26 protein-coding genes are annotated in these 14,380 nt (G+C 63.8%); all 26 read right to left on the minus strand.

What is annotated here, in order from left to right:
* Positions 1-33: 33 nt before the first annotated feature.
* On the minus strand, positions 34-663 hold the full coding sequence (rpsD, locus tag OY559_RS14665) for a 30S ribosomal protein S4 (protein WP_055941309.1): 630 nt from the start codon (positions 661-663) through the stop codon (positions 34-36).
* Between the two features lie 15 nt (positions 664-678).
* Positions 679-1,071: a 30S ribosomal protein S11 gene (gene rpsK / locus OY559_RS14670; protein WP_055941307.1), complete on the minus strand. Its 393-nt coding sequence runs from the start codon at positions 1,069-1,071 to the stop codon at positions 679-681.
* Positions 1,072-1,083: 12 nt separating this feature from the next.
* Positions 1,084-1,440 carry a 30S ribosomal protein S13 gene (rpsM, locus tag OY559_RS14675; RefSeq protein WP_062352394.1) on the minus strand — a complete coding sequence of 119 codons (357 nt, stop codon included), beginning with the start codon at positions 1,438-1,440 and terminating at the stop codon, positions 1,084-1,086.
* Positions 1,441-1,782: 342 nt separating this feature from the next.
* Positions 1,783-3,144, minus strand: coding sequence for a preprotein translocase subunit SecY (gene secY, locus OY559_RS14680; RefSeq protein ID WP_277726983.1), 1,362 nt, complete (start codon positions 3,142-3,144; stop codon positions 1,783-1,785).
* A 7-nt stretch (positions 3,145-3,151) separates the two neighbouring features.
* Complete coding sequence (gene rplO, locus OY559_RS14685; protein ID WP_185742067.1) at positions 3,152-3,595, minus strand: 50S ribosomal protein L15; 444 nt, start codon at positions 3,593-3,595, stop codon at positions 3,152-3,154.
* The gene (gene rpmD / locus OY559_RS14690) at positions 3,595-3,786 is read right to left on the minus strand and encodes a 50S ribosomal protein L30 (RefSeq protein WP_142124590.1); all 192 of its coding nucleotides are present in this window, start codon (positions 3,784-3,786) and stop codon (positions 3,595-3,597) included. Before rpmD ends, rplO begins: the two co-directional genes overlap by 1 nt.
* Positions 3,779-4,321, minus strand: a complete 543-nt coding sequence (gene rpsE, locus OY559_RS14695; RefSeq protein ID WP_055941300.1) for a 30S ribosomal protein S5 — start codon at positions 4,319-4,321, stop codon at positions 3,779-3,781. The genes rpmD and rpsE overlap by 8 nt, the downstream gene beginning before the upstream one ends.
* Positions 4,322-4,477: 156 nt before the next feature.
* Entirely contained in the window at positions 4,478-4,834 is a 357-nt protein-coding gene (gene rplR / locus OY559_RS14700) for a 50S ribosomal protein L18 (protein WP_192201777.1), read from the minus strand.
* Between the two features lie 29 nt (positions 4,835-4,863).
* On the minus strand, positions 4,864-5,391 hold the full coding sequence (rplF, locus tag OY559_RS14705) for a 50S ribosomal protein L6 (RefSeq protein WP_192201780.1): 528 nt from the start codon (positions 5,389-5,391) through the stop codon (positions 4,864-4,866).
* 16 nt (positions 5,392-5,407) lie between these two features.
* Complete coding sequence (gene rpsH / locus OY559_RS14710; protein ID WP_055941294.1) at positions 5,408-5,806, minus strand: 30S ribosomal protein S8; 399 nt, start codon at positions 5,804-5,806, stop codon at positions 5,408-5,410.
* A 204-nt stretch (positions 5,807-6,010) separates the two neighbouring features.
* Positions 6,011-6,316: a 30S ribosomal protein S14 gene (rpsN, locus tag OY559_RS14715; protein WP_062352415.1), complete on the minus strand. Its 306-nt coding sequence runs from the start codon at positions 6,314-6,316 to the stop codon at positions 6,011-6,013.
* Between the two features lie 20 nt (positions 6,317-6,336).
* On the minus strand, positions 6,337-6,879 hold the full coding sequence (rplE, locus tag OY559_RS14720; protein WP_055941290.1) for a 50S ribosomal protein L5: 543 nt from the start codon (positions 6,877-6,879) through the stop codon (positions 6,337-6,339).
* A gap of 11 nt (positions 6,880-6,890) precedes the next feature.
* Positions 6,891-7,208, minus strand: a complete 318-nt coding sequence (gene rplX / locus OY559_RS14725; protein ID WP_142124593.1) for a 50S ribosomal protein L24 — start codon at positions 7,206-7,208, stop codon at positions 6,891-6,893.
* A gap of 15 nt (positions 7,209-7,223) precedes the next feature.
* Complete coding sequence (rplN, locus tag OY559_RS14730; protein WP_013535986.1) at positions 7,224-7,592, minus strand: 50S ribosomal protein L14; 369 nt, start codon at positions 7,590-7,592, stop codon at positions 7,224-7,226.
* Between the two features lie 15 nt (positions 7,593-7,607).
* Positions 7,608-7,874 (minus strand): 30S ribosomal protein S17, encoded by a 267-nt coding sequence (gene rpsQ, locus OY559_RS14735; RefSeq protein ID WP_055941286.1) that lies wholly within the window; start codon positions 7,872-7,874, stop codon positions 7,608-7,610.
* Between the two features lie 12 nt (positions 7,875-7,886).
* Positions 7,887-8,072: a 50S ribosomal protein L29 gene (gene rpmC / locus OY559_RS14740; RefSeq protein ID WP_055941284.1), complete on the minus strand. Its 186-nt coding sequence runs from the start codon at positions 8,070-8,072 to the stop codon at positions 7,887-7,889.
* Positions 8,072-8,485, minus strand: coding sequence for a 50S ribosomal protein L16 (gene rplP / locus OY559_RS14745; RefSeq protein ID WP_055941282.1), 414 nt, complete (start codon positions 8,483-8,485; stop codon positions 8,072-8,074). Before rplP ends, rpmC begins: the two co-directional genes overlap by 1 nt.
* 6 nt (positions 8,486-8,491) lie before the next feature.
* Positions 8,492-9,211 carry a 30S ribosomal protein S3 gene (gene rpsC / locus OY559_RS14750; RefSeq protein ID WP_142124596.1) on the minus strand — a complete coding sequence of 240 codons (720 nt, stop codon included), beginning with the start codon at positions 9,209-9,211 and terminating at the stop codon, positions 8,492-8,494.
* Positions 9,212-9,213: 2 nt separating this feature from the next.
* The gene (gene rplV, locus OY559_RS14755; protein ID WP_055943295.1) at positions 9,214-9,549 is read right to left on the minus strand and encodes a 50S ribosomal protein L22; all 336 of its coding nucleotides are present in this window, start codon (positions 9,547-9,549) and stop codon (positions 9,214-9,216) included.
* 11 nt (positions 9,550-9,560) lie between these two features.
* The gene (gene rpsS, locus OY559_RS14760) at positions 9,561-9,836 is read right to left on the minus strand and encodes a 30S ribosomal protein S19 (protein ID WP_183638682.1); all 276 of its coding nucleotides are present in this window, start codon (positions 9,834-9,836) and stop codon (positions 9,561-9,563) included.
* Between the two features lie 6 nt (positions 9,837-9,842).
* A complete protein-coding gene (rplB, locus tag OY559_RS14765; protein WP_277726985.1) occupies positions 9,843-10,670 on the minus strand; it encodes a 50S ribosomal protein L2 in 828 nt (275 codons plus the stop codon).
* 11 nt (positions 10,671-10,681) lie between these two features.
* Positions 10,682-10,981 carry a 50S ribosomal protein L23 gene (gene rplW, locus OY559_RS14770; protein WP_055941273.1) on the minus strand — a complete coding sequence of 100 codons (300 nt, stop codon included), beginning with the start codon at positions 10,979-10,981 and terminating at the stop codon, positions 10,682-10,684.
* Positions 10,978-11,583, minus strand: coding sequence for a 50S ribosomal protein L4 (gene rplD, locus OY559_RS14775; RefSeq protein WP_142124597.1), 606 nt, complete (start codon positions 11,581-11,583; stop codon positions 10,978-10,980). The genes rplW and rplD overlap by 4 nt, the downstream gene beginning before the upstream one ends.
* Positions 11,584-11,594: 11 nt before the next feature.
* Positions 11,595-12,248, minus strand: coding sequence for a 50S ribosomal protein L3 (gene rplC, locus OY559_RS14780; RefSeq protein ID WP_192310114.1), 654 nt, complete (start codon positions 12,246-12,248; stop codon positions 11,595-11,597).
* An 11-nt stretch (positions 12,249-12,259) separates the two neighbouring features.
* Positions 12,260-12,571 carry a 30S ribosomal protein S10 gene (rpsJ, locus tag OY559_RS14785; RefSeq protein WP_027070119.1) on the minus strand — a complete coding sequence of 104 codons (312 nt, stop codon included), beginning with the start codon at positions 12,569-12,571 and terminating at the stop codon, positions 12,260-12,262.
* Between the two features lie 596 nt (positions 12,572-13,167).
* A complete protein-coding gene (gene tuf / locus OY559_RS14790; RefSeq protein ID WP_192272445.1) occupies positions 13,168-14,358 on the minus strand; it encodes an elongation factor Tu in 1,191 nt (396 codons plus the stop codon).
* Positions 14,359-14,380: the final 22 nt, after the last annotated feature.

Below are 14,380 nucleotides of genomic sequence, written 5' to 3' on the forward strand. Positions count from 1 at the left end.
GGTCCCCCGGTCGCCCGGGGGTGCGTGAATGAATTACTTCGAGTACAACTCGACGATCAGCGCTTCGTTGATGTCGGCGGGCAGGTCCGAACGCGCTGGAACCGCCTTGAACACGCCGCTGAACTTCTTCGCATCGACTTCGACCCACGAGGGGTTCAGGTCGAGCTGCTCGGCGACCGTCAGCGACTCCTGCACGCGGAGCTGCTTCTGGGCCTTCTCCGACAGCGCGATCGCGTCGCCGGCCTTGACCTGGTACGAAGGCAGGTTGACCGGCTTGCCGTTGACCAGCACGCCACGGTGCGAGACCAGCTGGCGAGCGGCCGGACGGGTCACGGCGAAGCCCATGCGGTAGATGACATTGTCGAGACGGGTCTCGAGCAACTGCAGCAGGTTCTCGCCGGTGTTGCCCTTCTTGGTCGAGGCCTTCTTGTAGTAGTTGCGGAACTGACGCTCCAGCAGACCGTAGATACGCTTGACCTTCTGCTTCTCGCGCAGCTGGGTGGCGTAGTCGGACAGCTTGCCCTTGCGGGCGGTCGCGCCGTGCTGGCCGGGCTTCTGCTCCAGCTTGCACTTGGAGTCCAGCGCACGGGCCGGGCTCTTGAGCGACAGGTCGGCGCCTTCACGGCGCGCGAGCTTACAGGTAGGACCGATATAACGAGCCATTTCTTATCGCCCCCTTTAGACGCGACGCTTTTTCGGCGGACGGCACCCGTTGTGCGGGATAGGCGTCACGTCGATGATGTTGGTGATCTTGTAGCCCACGTTGTTCAACGAACGCACGGCCGACTCACGACCCGGACCCGGGCCCTTGATGCGGACTTCCAGCGACTTCACGCCGTAGTCCAGAGCTGCACGGCCGGCCTTTTCGGCAGCGACCTGCGCCGCGAACGGCGTGGACTTGCGGGAACCGCGGAAACCGGCACCACCCGACGTCGCCCACGAGAGCGCATTGCCCTGGCGGTCGGTGATGGTGACGATGGTGTTGTTGAAAGAAGCGTGGACGTGGGCGACGCCGTCGGTGATGACGCGCTTGATCTTCTTCTTGACTTTGGCAGCAGCTGGCTTGGCCATGATGGTCGCCCCTTACTTCTTGATGGCTTTGCGCGGACCCTTGCGGGTACGGGCATTGGTGCGGGTGCGCTGGCCACGCAGCGGCAGGCCGCGGCGATGGCGCAGACCGCGATAGCAACCCAGGTCCATCAGGCGCTTGATCGCGATGCCGACTTCACGGCGCAGGTCGCCCTCGACCACGTACTTGCCGACTTCGGCGCGCAGGCGCTCGACTTCCGGCTCCGACAGGTCGCGGATCTTGGTGGTCGAGGCGACGCCGGCGGCTTCGCAGACCTTCTTGGAACGGGTACGGCCAATGCCGAAAATGCTTTGCAAACCGACCCAGACATGCTTCTGGGCAGGCAGGTTGACACCTGCAATACGCGCCATGACGCGGTTCTCCAACTGTGAGTATTGGCCCGTGTACGGTCATCCCTTGCGGGATTTGCGCAGACAGGCGGAGTGAACTGGAAATTGTAACAAGATCCGGTGTTTACGGGAAGCCCGTGCCGGCTGAGCCGACCACGGACCGGCATGGGGAGTGTGCCCATGCTCCGGCGCCGGAACCTGCCTGGTGCGGGGCACGGGTTTCCCCCTGCCCTGCTCCGCCCGCGCTACTCTGGCGCAGGGACTGGCTGGCTCGCACCCCCGCACCGGATCGCTGCGGGGGCCGCCCATCTAAGTCAGCCGGCCATGAGGGCCGGACTGGTGCGGGAAGCCCGCGATTATACCTCAGCCGCGCGGGGCAAGACCGCCCCGCGAGCCACCTTTCAGATTGGCCTTCTTCAGCAGGCTCTCGTACTGGTGCGACATCAGGTGCGCCTGGATCTGCGCAATGAAGTCCATCACCACCACCACCACGATCAGCAGCGAGGTGCCACCGAAGTAGAACGAGGTGCCCAGCTGCGTCCGCATCACTTCCGGCAGCAGGCAGACCGCGACCAGGTACATCGAACCGATCGCCGTCAGCCGCGTCAGCACGCCATCGACGTAGTCGGCCGTCGCCTTGCCGGGACGGATGCCCGGGATCAGCGCGCCCGACTTCTTCAGGTTCTCGGCGGTTTCCTGCGAGTTGAACACCAGCGCCGTGTAGAAGAACGCGAAACCGATGATCATCGCCGCAAACACGATCATGTGCAGCGGTTCACCCGGAGCCAGCGCATTGGAAATGCGCTGCAGCCATGTGGTCGCGCCACTATTCTGGCCGGACCACATCGCCAGCGTGGCCGGGAACGCCAGGATGCTCGAGGCGAAGATCGGCGGGATCACGCCGGCCATATTGAGCTTGAGCGGCAGGAACGAGGTCTGGTTCATGTACGCGTTGCGGCCGCCCTGGCGGCGCGCGTAGTTCACCGTGATCCTGCGCTGCCCGCGTTCCACGAAGACCACCAGGAACGTGAAGCCCAGCACCACCACGGCAATGACCAGCAGCGAAATGAAGCTCAGCGTGCCGTCGCGGAAAGCGCCCACGGTCTGGATGACCGCGCCCGGCAGGCCGGCCACGATGCCCGCGAAGATGATCAGCGAGACGCCGTTTCCGATACCGCGCTCGGTCACCTGCTCGCCGATCCACATCAGGAAGATGGTGCCGGCGGTCAGCGCGACCACGGCGGTCAGCACGAAGCCCATGCCCGGCGCGTACACCACCGGCATGCCGCCCGGCGCGACCTGGTTCTGCAGCGCGGTGGCGATGCTGCCACCCTGCACGATGGCCAGCAGCACGGCACCGATGCGCGAGTACTGGGTGATCTTGCGGCGACCGGACTCGCCTTCCTTCTGCAGCGCCTTGAGGCTCGGGAAGATGTGCACGCCCAGCTGCATCACGATCGATGCCGAAATGTAGGGCATGACGTTCAGCGCGAAGATGCTGAAACGATGCAGGGCGCCGCCCGAGAACATGTTGAACATGTCCACGATGCCGCCGCCCTGCGCCTGCATCATCGCAAGCATGGCATCGGGATTGACGCCCGGGACCGGGATGAAACAGCCGATCCGGTAGACGATCAGCGCGCCCAGCACGAACAGCAGGCGCTGGCGGAGTTCGGTGAACTTGCCCGCGCCTGCCAGCGCACCGGCGGCATTACCCTGCGCCATGCGTCCGTTACTCCTGCACGCTGCCGCCGGCAGCCTCGATGGCGGCCTTGGCACCGGCCGTGGCGGCCACGCCCTTCAGCACGAACTTCTTGGTCAGTTCGCCCTTCTTGACGATCTTGGCGCGCTTGGCGGTGCTGGGCACCAGCTTGGCGGCACGCAGCGCGGCGAAGTCGATCTCACCGGCTTCCAGCTTCTCCAACTGGTACGACAGCACCTCGGCGCAGTCCAGCTTCAGCTTGGAGCGGAAGCCGACCTTCGGCAGACGCTTGATCAACGGCATCTGGCCGCCTTCGAACTTGGCCTTGATCTTGCCCTTGCCCGAACGCGCGAAAGAACCCTTGTGACCGCGACCGGCCGTCTTGCCCAGGCCGGAGCCGATGCCGCGACCAACGCGGGTGCGCTCGGTGCGGGCGCCGTCTGCGGGCTTCAATGTGTTGAGACGCATCTGAATTACTCCTCGACCTTGACGAGGTAGTGAACCTTGTTGATCAGGCCGCGTACCTGCGGGCTGTCCTTCAGTTCACGCACATCGTTCAACTTGTTCAGGCCCAGCGCCTTCACCGACAAGCGGTGCACGGCCCGGGAACCACGCAGGCCACGCACCAGGCGCACCTTGACGGTCTTGTTGGACTCGTTAGCCATTGAGGAGTTCCTCCACCTTCTTGCCACGCTTGGCCGCAATGCGGGTCGGCGACTGCATGTCGCTCAGTCCCTTCAGCGTGGCGCGGACCAGGTTGATCGGGTTGCGCGAACCGACGGCCTTGGCCAGCACGTTCTTCACGCCGACCGCTTCCAGCACGGCGCGCATGGCGCCGCCGGCGATCACGCCCGTACCTTCCGAAGCCGGCTGCATGAACACGCGCGCCGCACCATGGCCGGCCTTGACCGGGTGCCACAGGGTGCCGTTGTTCAGGTCGACGTTCAGCATGCCCTTGCGGGCATATTCCATCGACTTCTGGATGGCGACCGGCACTTCGCGCGCCTTGCCGTAACCGAAACCGATCTTGCCGTTTCCGTCGCCCACCACCGTCAGTGCGGTGAAGGTGAACTGGCGACCGCCCTTGACGGTCTTGCTGACGCGATTGACCGCGACCAGCTTCTCGATCATGCCGTCGTCGACTTTCTCTTCGCGGTTGCGGTCGCGATCACGACCCCGCGGCTGACGTTCTTCTGCCATTGCTTGAATTCCTTGGTTGATAGGGTATGTACGGCTTGGCCGCTTATGGTTGTGGTATGGAGCGGTGACGCAACGGCCGCTGCAGAAGAGCGACCGCGCCCGGCGCAGCCCGCGCCGGCAGGTCAAGGCATGGGGCTGCCCCCATGCCTTTCAGGATTAGAACTGCAGGCCGCCTTCGCGGGCCGCATCTGCCAGGGCCTTGATGCGGCCGTGGTAGCGGTAGCCCGAACGATCGAACGCAACCTTTTCGATGCCCTCGGCCTTGGCGCGTTCGGCGATGAACTTGCCCACGCGGGCAGCGGCATCGCTGTTCTTGCCGTTCTTCAGGCCATCCTTGACATCGGACTGCAGCGTGTTGGCCGACGCGATGACCTTCGAGCCATCGGCGGTGAACAGCTGGGCGTAGATGTGCTGGCCGGTGCGCAGCACCGACAGGCGCGGCACGCCGAGTTCGCGGATGTGCGCGCGGGTGGACTTGGCGCGACGCAGGCGGGCGGTGTTCTTGATGCTCATGATCTGGTTCCTCGAAGCCGAAAGCCCGGTTAGGCCTTCTTCGCTTCCTTGCGGATGATGGTTTCGTCGGAGTACTTCACGCCCTTGCCCTTGTAGGGCTCCGGCGGACGGAAACCGCGGATCTTGGCGGCGACTTCACCCACGCGCTGCTTGTCGGCGCCCTGCACCAGGATTTCGGTCTGGGTCGGGGTGGCGATGGTGATGCCTTCCGGCGTCTTGAACAGGATCGGATGGGAGAAACCCAGTGACAGATTCAGGTCCTTGCCCTGCATCGCGGCGCGGTAACCCACGCCGACCAGCTCGAGCTTGCGCTCGAAACCGTCCGACACGCCCTTGACCATGTTGGCCAGGATCGCACGGATGGTGCCGGTGATGGCGTCGTCGGCCGGGGTGACCGGCGACAGGTTCACCGTACCGTTGTCGACATTGAGTTCGACGCCGGCCGGCTTGGCGATGGACAGGGTGCCCTTCGGGCCCTTGACGTTGAGGGTTTCACCCTGGGCATTCAGTTCGACGCCCTTGGGGAGATTGATCGGCTTCTTGGCTACGCGGGACATGTCTGGGCTCCTTCGCTTAGGCCACGAAGCACAGGACTTCACCACCCACGCCGGCCGCACGGGCCTGCGCATCGGTCATGATGCCCTTGGAAGTGGAGATGATGGCGACGCCGAGGCCACCGAGGACCTTGGGCAGTTCAGCCTTGCCACGGTACTGGCGCAGGCCCGAACGGGACACGCGGCTCAGCTTCTCGATGACCGGCTTGCCTTCGAAGTACTTCAGGACGATCTCGAGTTCGGCCTTGTTGTTCTCGGTCGGCGTCACGCGGACGTCGCCGATATAGCCTTCCGCCTTGAGGACGTTGGCGATCGAGGTCTTGATCTTGGAGGACGGCATCTTCACCGTCGGCTTGCCAACAGCGGCGGCATTGCGAATGCGCACCAGCATGTCGGCGATGGGATCAGTCATGCTCATTAGAGTCTGCCTTATGAGTAGCACCGATATCCGCTTTCGCGAAAATCTTGTGTTGTCCCTGGAATCCCCCAGGCGGGTAGCCGGTTCCCCGGCCCTCCCCCGACCGGGTCGCGGGAGCCGAACATTGTACAACAACAAGTCCGGCGCGTGCCGGACTTGTCCTTGAAACCACGGGGGAGCCCTGATCGGGCACCCCTGGCGTCCTTACCAGCTGGCCTTGCGCAGGCCGGGCACGTCGCCGTTCATGGTGGCCTTGCGCAGCATGTTGCGGCCCAGGCCGAACTTGCGGTACACGCCACGCGAACGACCGGACAGCTCGCAGCGGTTGCGCTGGCGGCTCGGCGAGGAGTCGCGCGGCAGCTTCTGCAGCTTGACGACCGCGTCGGCCTTCTCTTCGTACGAAGCGTTCTGGCTGGAGATGATCTTCTTCAGCGCATCGCGCTTGGCGGCGTACTGCTTGGCCAGCTTTTCCCGCTTGATGTCGCGGTTGACCATCGAGGTCTTTGCCATGATGTCGTTTTCCTAGCGAATCAGTTGCGGAACGGGAACTTGAACGCTTCGAGCAGCGCCTTGGCTTCGGCGTCGTTCTTGGCGGTCGTCGTGATGGCGATATCCATGCCGCGGATCGCATCGACGGCGTCGAAGTCGATTTCCGGGAAGATGATCTGTTCCTTCACACCCATGTTGTAGTTGCCGCGACCGTCGAACGAACGGCCGGACACGCCACGGAAGTCGCGGACGCGCGGCAGCGAAATGCTGATCAGGCGATCCAGGAACTCGTACATCTTGGCGCGGCGCAGGGTCACCTTGCAGCCGATCGGCCAGCCGTCGCGGATCTTGAACGAAGCCACCGAGACGCGGGACTTGGTCGTGATCGGCTTCTGGCCGGTGATCTTGGCCAGGTCGGCCACGGCGTTTTCCAGGATCTTCTTGTTGGTCGCCGCTTCACCCACACCCATGTTAATGGTGATCTTGGTGATCTTCGGCACTTCCATCGGATTGGTGTAGCCGAACTTCTTCATCAGAGCCGGCGCCACTTCTTCCTTGTAGATTTTTTCGAGACGGGTGGTCATGTCCTCATTCCTCAGGCGTCGAGCGCCTCACCGCTGGAGCGGAACACACGCAGTTTGCGTCCATCCTCCAGCACCTTGAAACCGATACGCTCGCCCTTGCCCGTCGCCGGGTTGAACAGCGCGACATTGGAAATGTGGATCGAGGCTTCGCGCTCGACCACGCCACCAGCCACGCCGGCCTGGGGGTTCGGCTTGGTATGGCGCTTGACGACGTTGACGTTGGAGACGACCACACGGTCACCGTCCACGCGCACCACGTCGCCCTTCTTGCCCTTGTCCTTGCCGGCGGTGACGACTACCTGGTCGCCCTTCTTGATACGGTTTGCCATTTCTATGTCCTCCGCTCAGAGCACTTCAGGCGCGAGCGAAACGATCTTCATGAACTTCTCGGAACGCAGCTCGCGGGTCACAGGCCCGAAGATGCGGGTACCGATCGGCTCCTGCTTGTTGTTGAGCAGCACGGCGGCGTTGCCATCGAAGCGGATCAGCGAACCGTCGGGGCGGCGAACGCCCTTGCGGGTACGCACGACCACGGCATCGTAAACCTCGCCCTTCTTGACCTTGCCGCGCGGAATGGCGTCCTTGACGGTCACCTTGATGATGTCGCCGATGCCGGCGTAACGGCGCTTGGAGCCGCCCAGCACCTTGATGCACATCAGTTCCTTGGCGCCGGAGTTGTCGGCCGCGTCAAGGTAGCTCTGCATCTGGATCATGATTCAGATCTCCTCTTATTCAGCCGCGCGGGTGATGATTTCCACCACGCGCCAGTTCTTGGTCTTGGACATCGGGGCGATCTCGGTCACGCGCACCACGTCGCCTTCCTTGCAGCTGTTGTCCGCGTCGTGCGCGTGCAGCTTGGTGGAACGCTTGATGTACTTGCCGTACAGGGCGTGCTTGACCTGACGCTCCACCAGGATGGTGACCGTCTTGTCCATCTTGTTGCTGACGACGCGGCCTTCGATGGTGCGTTGCGCTTTGTCTTTGTTATCGCTCATCTTGGTCGCTCCTTACTTCTGGCTGCCCAGCAGAGTCTTGACGCGAGCGATCTCGCGGCGGACCCGGCGGGTTTCATGCGTTTTCGGCAGCTGGCCGGTCACCTTCTGCATGCGCAGGGAGAATTGCTCCTTGCGCAGCTCGGTCAGGTGGGCCTTCAGTTCGTCAGCCGACTTCTCGCGGAGTTGCTTGAGTTCCATTAGCGCACCGTCCGGGTCACGAAAGTGGTAGTGACCGACAGCTTGGCTGCAGCAAGGCGGAACGCCTCGCGTGCGATGTCCTCGCTGACGCCTTCGATTTCATAGATCATGCGGCCCGGCTGGATCTGGGCGACCCAGTACTCGACGTTACCCTTACCGGAACCCATGCGGACTTCGATGGGCTTCTTGGTGATCGGCTTGTCGGGGAACACACGGATCCACATCTTGCCGCCACGCTTCACGTAACGGCTGATGGAACGACGCGCTGCTTCGATCTGGCGCGCGGTCAGCTGACCGTGCGCCGTGGCCTTCAGGCCGTACTCGCCGAAACTGACGAGATTGCCGCTCCAGCTCAGGCCTTCGTTACGGCCCTTGTGCATCTTGCGGTATTTGGTTCGCTTGGGTTGCAACATGACTGATTACCTCGCGTCGCGGTCACGAGCCGGGCGCGACGGACGTTCGCTGCGCTCGGGGCGCGCGTCGTCCTGCTTCTCCTGACCCACCTGGCTGAAATCGAAGATTTCGCCCTTGTAGACCCACACCTTGATGCCGATGATGCCGTAGGTGGTCTTCGCCTCGGCAAAACCGTAATCGATGTCGGCACGCAGCGTGTGCAGCGGCACACGGCCTTCGCGGTACCACTCCGAACGGGCGATTTCCGCACCGTTCAAGCGGCCTGCCACGTTGACCTTGATGCCCAGGGCACCCAGGCGCATCGCGTTGCCGACGGCGCGCTTCATGGCGCGGCGGAACATGATGCGGCGTTCCAACTGCTGTGCGATCGACTCGGACACCAACTGCGCGTCCAGCTCGGGCTTGCGCACCTCGGTGACGTTGATGTGCGCCGGGACGCCCATCAGGTCGCTCACTTCCTTGCGCAGCTTCTCGATGTCCTCACCGCGCTTGCCGATCACCACGCCCGGACGGGCGGTGTGGATGGTCACGCGGGCCGTCTTGGCCGGACGCTCGATCAGGATCTTGGAAATACCCGCCTGCGCCAGCTTCTTGCGAAGCATTTCGCGCACCTTGAGGTCCGCGGCCAGGTACTCGGCGTAGTCGCGCTTGTTGGCGAACCACTTGGAATTCCAGTCCTTGGCGATGCCCAGGCGGATACCGGTCGGATGAACTTTGTGACCCATGTTTATTTACCCTCGCCCACGACCACGGTGATGTGGCTGGTGCGCTTCAGAATGCGGGTACCACGGCCCTTGGCACGGGCCATGAAACGCTTCAGCATCGGACCTTCGTCGACCATGATGGTCTTGACCTTCAACTCGTCGACGTCGGCGCCCTGGTTGTTCTCGGCGTTGGCGATGGCGGACTCCACGACCTTCTTGATCAGGTGGGCAGCCTTCTTGTCCGAGAACTTCAGCAGGTTGACGGCGCGCTCGGCCGGCAGGCCACGCACTTGGTCGGCGACCAGGCGGGCTTTCTGGGGGGAGATGCGCGCGGTGCGCAGGATGGCTTTCGCTTCCATGGTCATCTCCCTTACTTCTTGCCGCCGGCTTTCTTGTCGCCACCGTGACCCTTGAAGGTCCGGGTGACGGCAAACTCGCCGAGCTTGTGGCCGACCATGTTCTCGTTGACCAGCACGGGAACGTGGTTCTTGCCGTTGTGGATGGCGATCGTGAAACCCACCATTTCCGGCAGGATCATCGAACGGCGCGACCAGGTCTTGATCGGCTTCTTGCTGCCGCCCGCGGCCTCCACCTTCTTGATGAGGTGGTGATCGACGAACGGGCCCTTCTTGAGTGAACGTGCCATGGTCGATTAGCCCCTACGATCGCGGACGATGAATTGCTGCGTGCGCTTGTTCTTGCGCGTCTTGTAACCCTTGGTCGGCACACCCCACGGGGTGACCGGATGCGGGTTGCCCTGGCCGGCCTTGGCTTCACCACCGCCGTGCGGGTGATCGACCGGGTTCATGGCCGCACCGCGGACGGTCGGCTTGATACCGCGCCAGCGCTTGGCACCGGCCTTGCCGAGCTTCTCCAGGCTGTGCTCGTCGTTGCCGACTTCGCCCACCGTGGCGCGGCACTCGACCTGCACCTTGCGCATTTCGCCGGAGCGGAGGCGCAGCGTGGCAAAGCCCTGCTCACGGGCGACCAGCTGCACGGCGGCACCGGCGGCACGGGCGATCTGCGCGCCCTTGCCGGGCTTCAGCTCGATGCCGTGGACCGTCGTACCGACCGGGATGTTGCGCAGCGGCAGCGTGTTGCCGGCCTTGATCGGCGCATCGCTGCCGGCGATGACCTGGTCACCGGCCTTCAGGCCCTTGGGGGCGATGATGTAGCGACGCTCGCCATCGACGTAGCACAGCAGCGCGATGTGCGCGGTGCGGTTGGGATCGTATTCGATCCGCTCCACGCGCGCCGGGATGCCTTCCTTGTCGCGCTTGAAGTCGATGAGGCGGTAATGCTGCTTGTGGCCACCACCGATGTGACGGGTGGTGATGCGACCGTGGTGGTTGCGACCGCCGGACTTGCTCTGCTTCTCGAGCAGCGCAGCATGCGGGGCACCCTTGTGCAGGTCAGGCGTCACCACGCGGACCGCCGAGCGGCGACCGGGAGAGGTGGGTTTGAATTTCATCAATGGCATGTGGGTCTACCTCAGGCCTTGGCCGACACGTCGATGGCTTGGCCATCGGCCAGACGCACGTACGCCTTGCGCCAGTCGCCGCGACGGCCGGCGCGGTTACGGAAGGACTTGTTCTTGCCCTTCACGTTGACCACGTTGACCGTCTCGACCTTGACGTCGAACAGCTGCTCGACCGCGGCCTTGACATCGGCCTTGGTGGCATCGTTCGAGACTTCGAAGACGTATTGGTTGGAGAGTTCCTGCAGGCGCACGGTCTTTTCGGAGACGCGCGGAGCACGCAGCACGGCAAAAATCTTTTCGTTGCTGATCATGCCAGCCACTCCTCGATCTTCTTGACGGCGTCGGCCGTGATCAGCACGGAGTCGGCACCGACCAGCGCCGCCGGATCCAGACCCTGCACGTCGCGCACTTCCACGTAGGGAAGGTTGCGGGCGGACAGGTACAGATGCTCGGAAGCCTCTTCGGTGACGATCAGCGGGCGGCGACCGAGGTCCAGGCCCTTCAGCTTCTCGATCAGGGCGCTGGTCTTGGTGGCGTCCACGTCGAACGATTCCACGACCTTCAGGCGGTTCTGGCGGTTCAGCTCGGACAGGATCGAGCTGATGGCCGCACGGTACATCTTGCGGTTGACCTTCTGCGCGAAACTGCGCGGCTTGGCCGCGAAGGTCACGCCGCCGCCGACGAAGATCGGCGCGGTCAGGGCGCCGTGACGGGCACCGCCACCCTTCTGCTTCTTGGACTTCTTGGTGGTGCCGTTGACTTCGGCGCGCGTCTTCTGCGCCTTGGTGCCGGCACGACCGGCGTTGCGGTAGGCAACGACGACCTGATGGACCAGATCTTCGCTGAATTCGCGGCCGAACACGTCGTCGGAGACCGACAGCTTGTTGGCGCTACCTGTAATGGCTAGTTCCATGGTCGTTCTCCTCAACCCTTGCTTGCCGGACGCACGATCACGTCACCACCCGGCGCACCCGGCACGGCGCCGCGAACGGCGATCAGGCCGCGCTCGGCGTCCACGCGGACGACTTCCAGGTTCTGCGTGCTCTGCTGCACGGCACCCATGTGACCGGACATCTTCTTGCCCGGGAACACGCGACCCGGCGTCTGGCGCTGACCCAGCGAACCCGGCGCGCGATGCGACAGCGAGTTACCGTGGGTGGCGTCGCCCATGCGGAAGTTCCAGCGCTTGATGGTGCCCTGGAAGCCCTTGCCCTTGGTGACGCCCTGGACGTCGACGATCTGGCCGACTTCGAAGATGTCGGCCTTGATCTCGCCGCCGACGGTGAAGTCGCCCAGCTTGTCGGCCTCAACACGCAGCTCCCACAGGCCACGACCGGCTTCGACCTTGGCCTTGGCCAGGTGACCGGCGACCGGCTTGGTGATCAGCGAGGCGCGACGGGTACCCACGGCAACCTGCACGGCGCTGTAGCCATCGGCTTCCGGAGTCTTGATCTGGGTGATGCGGTTCGGGGTAGCTTCGATCAGCGTCACCGGAATGGACTTGCCGTCCTCGGTGAACACCCGGGTCATGCCAGCCTTGCGGCCGACGAGACCCAACGAATATTTCTTCGCGGTCATGGTCGTTGGCCTCAGGTCAGCTTGATCTGGACGTCGACGCCAGCCGCCAGTTCGAGCTTCATCAGCGCGTCCACGGTCTTGTCGTTCGGGTCGACGATGTCGAGCACGCGCTTGTGCGTGCGGGTTTCGTACTGGTCACGCGCGTCCTTGTCGACGTGCGGGGAAACCAGGATGGTGTAGCGCTCGATCTTGGTCGGCAGCGGGATCGGGCCGCGCACTTGCGCGCCGGTCCGCTTGGCTGTCTCGACGATCTCGCTGGCCGAGCGGTCGATCAGACGATGATCGTACGCCTTGAGCCGGATTCGGATCTTTTGGTCCGCCATGACGGAAATTTCCTTCGTTAAAGAGCGACGGGCGCGGCCTCTGGGATGCCTTGCCCCGAATAGTCCAAGCTGTTCCAGCTCCCCACCGGCCGCGTGGACTCCACGGACGGGCAGCGCCGGAATCGGCTGGGGATTCTTCCTGAAAAACTAGGCAGGCCGGTAAACCGGCCCGCCCAGACATGAAAGTATAGGACGCGTGACAAACCCCGTCAACCACCGGGACACCCTGCCCGACCCCAAGGTCCGCAGGAAGGCACGCGACACTCCGTGTCTGGCGAACACGAGGCGCTTCCTGCACCTCTTTTCGCGGTAGAACCAGCGGCCTCCCAGGGGGCGCTGGCGGATCATGCGATTCCCGTCAAGCCAAGCGGCTATCAGGGGGCGCGCATCATAACGCAGGTTTTGCTGTTTTGCAGCATCCCATCGCATAAAACGCGGGATTTCTGCAAAAAAGAGGCGGACCGGGGTTCCGGTCCGCCCGTTTGCAGCCTGCCGGACGCTGGATCCCCGCTTGACCAGCCATTCGGCTGTTGAAAACCGCGGGGATGACGTTCCGGCATAGGCGTCCGCGCCTTGGGCGCGGACGCGCCGTCACGTCACTTGATGATCTTGGCCACCACGCCGGCGCCGACGGTACGGCCGCCTTCGCGGATCGCGAAACGCAGGCCTTCGTCCATCGCCACCGGGTTGATCAGCGTCACCACCATCTTGATGTTGTCGCCTGGCATGACCATTTCCACGCCTTCCGGCAGGGTCACGGCACCCGTGATGTCGGTCGTGCGGAAGTAGAACTGCGGACGGTAACCCTTGAAGAACGGGGTGTGACGGCCGCCTTCGTCCTTGCTCAACACATAGACTTCGGCTTCGAACTCGGTGTGCGGGGTGATCGAACCCGGCTTGGCCAGCACCTGGCCACGCTCCACGTCGTCACGCTTGGTGCCGCGCAGCAGCAGACCGGCGTTGTCGCCCGCCTGGCCCTGGTCCAGCAGCTTGCGGAACATTTCCACGCCCGTGACCGTGGTCTTCTGGGTCGGACGGATACCGACGATCTCGATTTCCTCGCCCACCTTGATCACGCCGCGCTCGATACGGCCGGTCACCACGGTGCCGCGACCCGAGATCGAGAACACGTCTTCCACCGGCATCAGGAACGGCTTGTCGACGTCGCGCTCCGGGGTCGGGATCCAGGTGTCCAGCGCATCGACCAGCTTCAGGATCGCCGGCACGCCGATCTCGCTCTGGTCGCCTTCCAGCGCCAGGCGGGCCGAGCCCGAGATGATCGGGGTGTCATCGCCCGGGAACTCGTACTTGCTCAGCAACTCGCGAACTTCCATCTCCACCAGCTCCAGCAGCTCGGCGTCGTCCACCATGTCGGCCTTGTTCAGGAACACGACGATGTACGGCACACCGACCTGGCGCGAGAGCAGGATGTGCTCGCGGGTCTGCGGCATCGGGCCGTCGGCGGCCGAGCACACCAGGATCGCACCGTCCATCTGGGCGGCACCGGTGATCATGTTCTTCACGTAGTCGGCGTGGCCCGGGCAATCCACGTGCGCGTAATGGCGCGAGGCGGATTCGTATTCCACGTGGGCCGTGGAGATCGTGATGCCGCGCGCCTTCTCTTCCGGCGCTGCGTCGATCGCGTCATAGGCCTTGAACTCGCCACCGAAACGCTCCGCGCCGATCTTCGTCAGCGCCGCCGTCAGCGTCGTCTTGCCGTGGTCAACGTGACCAATCGTGCCCACGTTCACGTGGGGCTTGGTGCGTTCGAACTTACCCTTTGCCATTGTCTTCTACCTTGTTATGCGT

This window comes from Pseudoxanthomonas sp. SE1, from assembly GCF_029542205.1.
GTDB lineage: Bacteria > Pseudomonadota > Gammaproteobacteria > Xanthomonadales > Xanthomonadaceae > Pseudoxanthomonas_A.